Origin of the sequence: Kitasatospora sp. NPDC057518, from assembly GCF_042802075.1 — a bacterium.
GTDB lineage: Bacteria > Actinomycetota > Actinomycetes > Streptomycetales > Streptomycetaceae > Kitasatospora.
In genome coordinates, this window is the sequence record NZ_JBHVEU010000576.1 from 1 (window position 1) to 4,803 (window position 4,803).

Sequence of the window (4,803 nt, forward strand, 5' to 3'; positions counted from 1 at the left end):
GCCGTGAGGGTCCACGCCCGTGGTCAGCGGGTGACGCTCCAGACCAGGCTGCGGGTCAGCGCCGGGGTCAGGGCCGGGTCGATGACGGCCGAGGTGGGGTCGTTCGCCACGGCCTTGAGCTCGTGGGCCGCGGGCTTGGAGCCGGTGGGGCCGAGGTCGGAGACGGCGATCGACTTGTGGTCGCGCAGGGCCGTCACCTCCTTGCCGTCGAGGTACCAGCGCAGCTTGGTGCCGGAGACCGGGAGGTCGACGGTGAGGTGGTCGGTCGCGGTCAGGCGGGTGGTGACCGGCGTGCTGCTGGAGAGGGTGGAGGCGTGCCGGTAGAAGCCGGCGATCATCGCCTCGCGGCCGGGGAGGTTGAACTCCCGCCCGAGGGAGCGCATCACGGAGTTGTCGGTCGGCCGGTTGAGGCCGGTCGGGTAGTTGCTGCCGCCCTGGTACGCGCCGACGGTGCCGCCGTCGGGCGAGGTCTTCCCGAGCCAGCGGTACCACTTGGCCTTGTCCTGGCGCATCCGGTCGGCGCTCAGGGTGGTGATGTTGGGCTGCGGGGGCTCCGCGCCCTGGTAGGGCCCCGCCCCGTCGGCCCAGTACTCGTCCGCGAGCTTGCCCAGCGAGTGGCCGGTCTCGTGCACGGCTATCTGGCCGGACGCGCTGTTGCCGCCCGCGACGGTGGCGATGCCCTCGTACCCGAGCGGCGACTGGGTGCTGCCGTAGCCGGCCCCGCCGTACTTGGCGGTGTTGGCGACGACGATCACGAGGTCGGCCTGCGGGGCCTTGGCGGCGTAGGTGTCGACGGCCTTGATGTCCACGCACAGCAGCCGCTCGATGGAGTTGCACCAGAAGCGCGAGCCGAGGGCGGTCTTGCGGACGGTGTCCTGCTTCGGGTCGCCGGAGACGCCCGACTGGGCGGAGACGGCGCCCACGGCCCACACGTTGAACAGCTTGCGGTAGGTGGCGTAGGGCTCGACGGCGCTGATGTCCTTCCACTTCGCCGCGGCGTCCTTGCGGAACTTGTCCTGCTCCGAGGCCGTGTAGCCGTCGCCGATCATGACCACGTCCAGCTTGCTGTCCGTGCTCCCGTTGTTGACGATCTTCGTCACGGTGCCGTCCGCCGCGGCGCCGGCCGCGTTCATGACCGGCGCGCCGACGAACGGGGAGGCGGCAGGGACCTTGGTCCGGCTGATGGCACCGTCCTCGGCGAAGACCTCCACGTCCTGGTCCCCCGGGGAGACGGTGACGGAGGCCGGGTCGACCGGGTCGGACGGAGCGGCGACCGCCGGGCCGACGCCGACGGCGAGAGCCGCCAGTGTCATGGCGCCGGCCAGGGTGACCGAGGTGAACCTGCTGGTGCGCAAGAGGGTTTCTCCGAAATCTGTGGGCGGCGAAAAGTGGTGGAGCGCGGGGGAGCGCGGCCCCGTGCCGTGCTGTCGCCGCACTCAGCCAACACGGCTGAAAGGAGCCGGAACTGACGAGGGGACACCATTCGGTGGCCCACCTCATCGGTGGATACGGCCGGCTGCCCACGAACGGTTCACGCGGGCTGTCGCCGTCTCGCCGGTGAGCGAGCTCCTGGCGGCTGCGGGACCGTCTCATCGCCTGCCGGCGTGTTCCGGTGGCCGGCCGGCCCGGTCTCCGGGGAGTCACCGGCGGGCGGGTGCCCGCTGGGTCAGGAGGACGGCGGCGGCCAGGGCGGCGACCGCGGCGGCGAAGACGGTGGTGGCGGTGCGCAGTCCGACGGCGCCGATCAGCGCGCCGACGCCTACGGCCGGCAGGGCCAGCATGGTGTACAGGGCGGCGAAGAAGGCCGAGACGGTACGGCCGCGGGTCCCGGGCGGGGTGCGCGCGCCGATGAGCGCGATCCCGTGGCCGACCGCGACGCCGGTCGCCAGGCCGACCGTCAGCGCCGCGCCGAGCAGCGGCAGGAGGGAGGAGGCCGCCACGGCGGCGGCGATCAGCCCGGCCGCGACGATCAGCCCGGCGCACGCCGCGGGCAGGGCGGCGCGCCCCAGTCGTGCGGCCAGGAGCTGGCCCGTGCCGGTACAGGCGAAAGCGAGGGAGACGGTTGCCGCGGTGGCCAGGAGGTCGTGGAGGTGCGCGACTTCGGCCAGGAACAGCCCGGTCACCGCGGTGAGCACGCCGAGGACGGCGAATCCCGCGCCCGCGGCGAGCGCGGCGTGCCGGAACTCCCTGCGGATGGCGGTCGGCACACGGGGCGCGCGGGCGACCGAACCGGTTCCCCGCTCCCTCGGCGTCACGGTCTCCGGGGCCACGGCGAGTGCGGCCAGGGCTGCCGTCAGCAGGGCCGCGGCGGCGACCCAGACGGCTCGCAGCGGCCGGTCGGTGGTGTCGGCGAGCACGGCCGCGAGCAGCGGGCCGCAGGCCAGGCCGCCCATGTTCGCGGCGAGCGCCAGCCGCCCGGCACGGAACCGGCCGTCGGCGGGCGCCAGTTCGGCCAGGTGGGCGGTGGCGGTCCCGGTGATGAGCGCGGCGGCCAGCCCGGACAGCACCCGTCCGACCAGGAGGGCGGCCAGGTTCTCGGCGAGGAGGAACACGACGGCGGCCGCCAGGGCGGTGAGGAGCGCCGCGGCGGCGACCGGACGGCGGCCGTACCGGTCGGAGAGTCCGCCGAGCGCCAGCAGTCCCGCGACCACGGCCAGCGCGTAGACCGCGAAGGCCACGGTCACGGCCAGCGGTGAGAAACCGAAGGCGCGCTCGTACAGCGGGTAGAGCGGGGTGGGCACCGTCGTCCCGGCCGTGACGGCCCAGAAGGCGAGGGCGACCGCCCAGGTGCCGATCCGCCGTCTGCCGCCTGGGGCGCCCGCCCCGGGAGTGGCGGCGGTCCCGGCGGCGGGCGCGGTCGGCGGGGCGGGTATCGGGGAGGCGTGGGGGTCCACGTGCGGGGTTCCTTCCGCGTGGGCGTTCCGGGAACGGGAAGGGTCAGTGGGCCTGGAGGAGTGCGGCTCGGCGTAGCCAGTACCGCCAGCCGGCGTCGATCTGGCTGTCGGGCCAGGCCACCGCGTCCTTCTCCAGGCATTCCTGGTGGCCGGTCCAGTGTCGGAGCTCGCCCGCGGCGCGGGCGGTGAGCTGGGTCCGGCAGGCCCGTTCGAGCAGGATCGCGTACATGACCGCGTGGGCGGTGTCCCGACCGACCGCCGCCAGGCCGTGTCCGGGCATCAGGCAGGCGCGGGCGCCGCCGAGGTCGGCCGCGAGCGCGCGGCCCAGCCCGGGGGTGCGGACGAGGTTGTCGGTGGCGGTGTACCGGGGCAGGCCGTGTTCGGCGAAGACGACGGCGTCGTGGCTGAGCGCACGGAGCGGTTCACCGAGCGCGCTGAAGGCGTTGACCGTCGGGGAGTGGGTGTGGACGCTGGCGCGTACGTCGGGACGGGCCCGCATGAGTTCGGTGTGGAGGTGGTGTTCGAGGTGGACGCGTCCGGTTCCCGCCAACCGCTCGCCGGTCCACGAGACGAGCAGGACGCGTTCGGGAGTGATCTCCTCCAGGCCCCAGCCGGCCGACTTCATCCACACGCCGCGCCCGTCCGGGTCGCGGACCGCCAGGTGTCCCCACACCATGTCACCGTGCCCGGCGGCGGCCAGCGCCCGGCTGCCGAGCGCGACCAGCTCGACCGGGTCGATTGGGTCGATTGGGTCGTCCATCGTGTCGTCCGTCATGGGTGGTGCTCCTTGATGTCGTGTCCGGGCCCGTTCTCGGGCTGCTGCGGCCGCCGTCTTCCCTCGTACGCGGGGGGCTTCGGACCGTGCGTCCGGAGCATCCGGGGCCGCATCCTGCGGCGGTGCTCACGACCCTAGGAGCGGTCGCGGATTGCGACCAGTGAAAAGAATGCAAGTGCTATTTTCACTTCGTGAAAGTCACGTCCCTCGACCTCAACCTCCTCGTCATCCTCGACGCCGTGCTGGAGGAGGGCAGCGTCACCGCGGCGGCCCGCCGGTTGGACCTGTCGGCACCGGCCGTCAGCAGGGCCCTGGGCCGGCTGCGGACCGCCTTCGGCGATCCCCTGCTGGTGCGCTCCAGCCGCGGACTGAAGCCGACCGCGCACGCGCTGGCGCTGCGTCCGCGGGTACGAGCCCTGGTCGAGGACGCCCGGAAGCTGCTGGGGCCCGCGGAGGAGGACGCGCCGGCCGCCTGGTGCCGCAGCTTCACCGTTCTGGCGCCCGAGGACCTGACCGGGTGCTTCGGTACGGACCTGCTGGCCCTCGTGCGTGCCGAAGCCCCCGGCGTCCAACTGCGCTTCCTCGGCGAAGGGCGGGCGGCCGACGAAGGCGCGGCGGTGCGCGAGGGCACCGCGGATGTCGCGATCGCGGTCAACGCCTCCAAGGAGGCCGACCTCCGCTCGGAAGGGCTGGTCCGCGAGCCGCTGCTCGGCGTGGTCCGCGCCGGTCACCCGCTGAGCAGCGGCGAGGTCACGGTGGCCCGCTTCACGGCGTGGGACCACGTCGTGGTCTCCCGTCACGGCCGCCTGCGCACCGCGGTCGACAGGCTGCTGGAGGCCGAGGGAGTGCGGCGTACCGTCGCGGCCTCCGTGCCCGGCTTCGCCACGGCGCTGCGCCTGGTAGCCGCCGGTGACCTGGTCGGGATCGTGCCGACCGCCCTGGCCGGCCGTCTGGCCGACCCGCTCGAACTGGTCACCTTCCCGGTGCCGTTGGACGCGAAGCCGCTGCGCGTCAGCATGCTGTGGCACCCTCGCCACGACGACGACCCGGCCCACCGCTGGCTGCGTGCCCGCGTCCGCGAAGCGGCCGGCCGGCGGACTGCCCCGTGACGCGCGCCGCCCCGCCCGTCCGCAC

Annotated in this window: 4 protein-coding genes; 1 reads left to right on the forward strand and 3 read right to left on the reverse strand. The window is 74.2% G+C overall.

Annotated features, from left to right (window positions below; genetic code table 11):
- Positions 1 to 23: 23 nt before the first annotated feature.
- The 3 genes from ACFU7Z_RS36330 to ACFU7Z_RS36340 all read right to left on the reverse strand — a co-directional run bounded on the left by ACFU7Z_RS36330 (position 24) and on the right by ACFU7Z_RS36340 (position 3,669).
- Complete coding sequence (locus tag ACFU7Z_RS36330; RefSeq protein ID WP_375872959.1) at positions 24 to 1,355, reverse strand: M64 family metallopeptidase; 1,332 nt, start codon at positions 1,353 to 1,355, stop codon at positions 24 to 26.
- Positions 1,356 to 1,640: 285 nt separating this feature from the next.
- Positions 1,641 to 2,894 (reverse strand): MFS transporter, encoded by a 1,254-nt coding sequence (locus ACFU7Z_RS36335; protein WP_380782307.1) that lies wholly within the window; start codon positions 2,892 to 2,894, stop codon positions 1,641 to 1,643.
- A gap of 43 nt (positions 2,895 to 2,937) precedes the next feature.
- The gene (locus tag ACFU7Z_RS36340) at positions 2,938 to 3,669 is read right to left on the reverse strand and encodes a class II aldolase/adducin family protein (RefSeq protein WP_259316361.1); all 732 of its coding nucleotides are present in this window, start codon (positions 3,667 to 3,669) and stop codon (positions 2,938 to 2,940) included.
- 191 nt (positions 3,670 to 3,860) lie between these two features.
- Here ACFU7Z_RS36340 and ACFU7Z_RS36345 point away from each other — a divergent pair, with 191 nt between their 5' ends.
- On the forward strand, positions 3,861 to 4,778 hold the full coding sequence (locus tag ACFU7Z_RS36345) for a LysR family transcriptional regulator (RefSeq protein ID WP_380782309.1): 918 nt from the start codon (positions 3,861 to 3,863) through the stop codon (positions 4,776 to 4,778).
- Positions 4,779 to 4,803: the final 25 nt, after the last annotated feature.

Excerpts from the sequence above, each read along its gene's own strand:
- ACFU7Z_RS36340 (WP_259316361.1), bottom strand. The coding sequence starts at position 3,669 with ATGACGGACGACACGATGGACGACCCAATCGACCCAATCGACCCGGTC.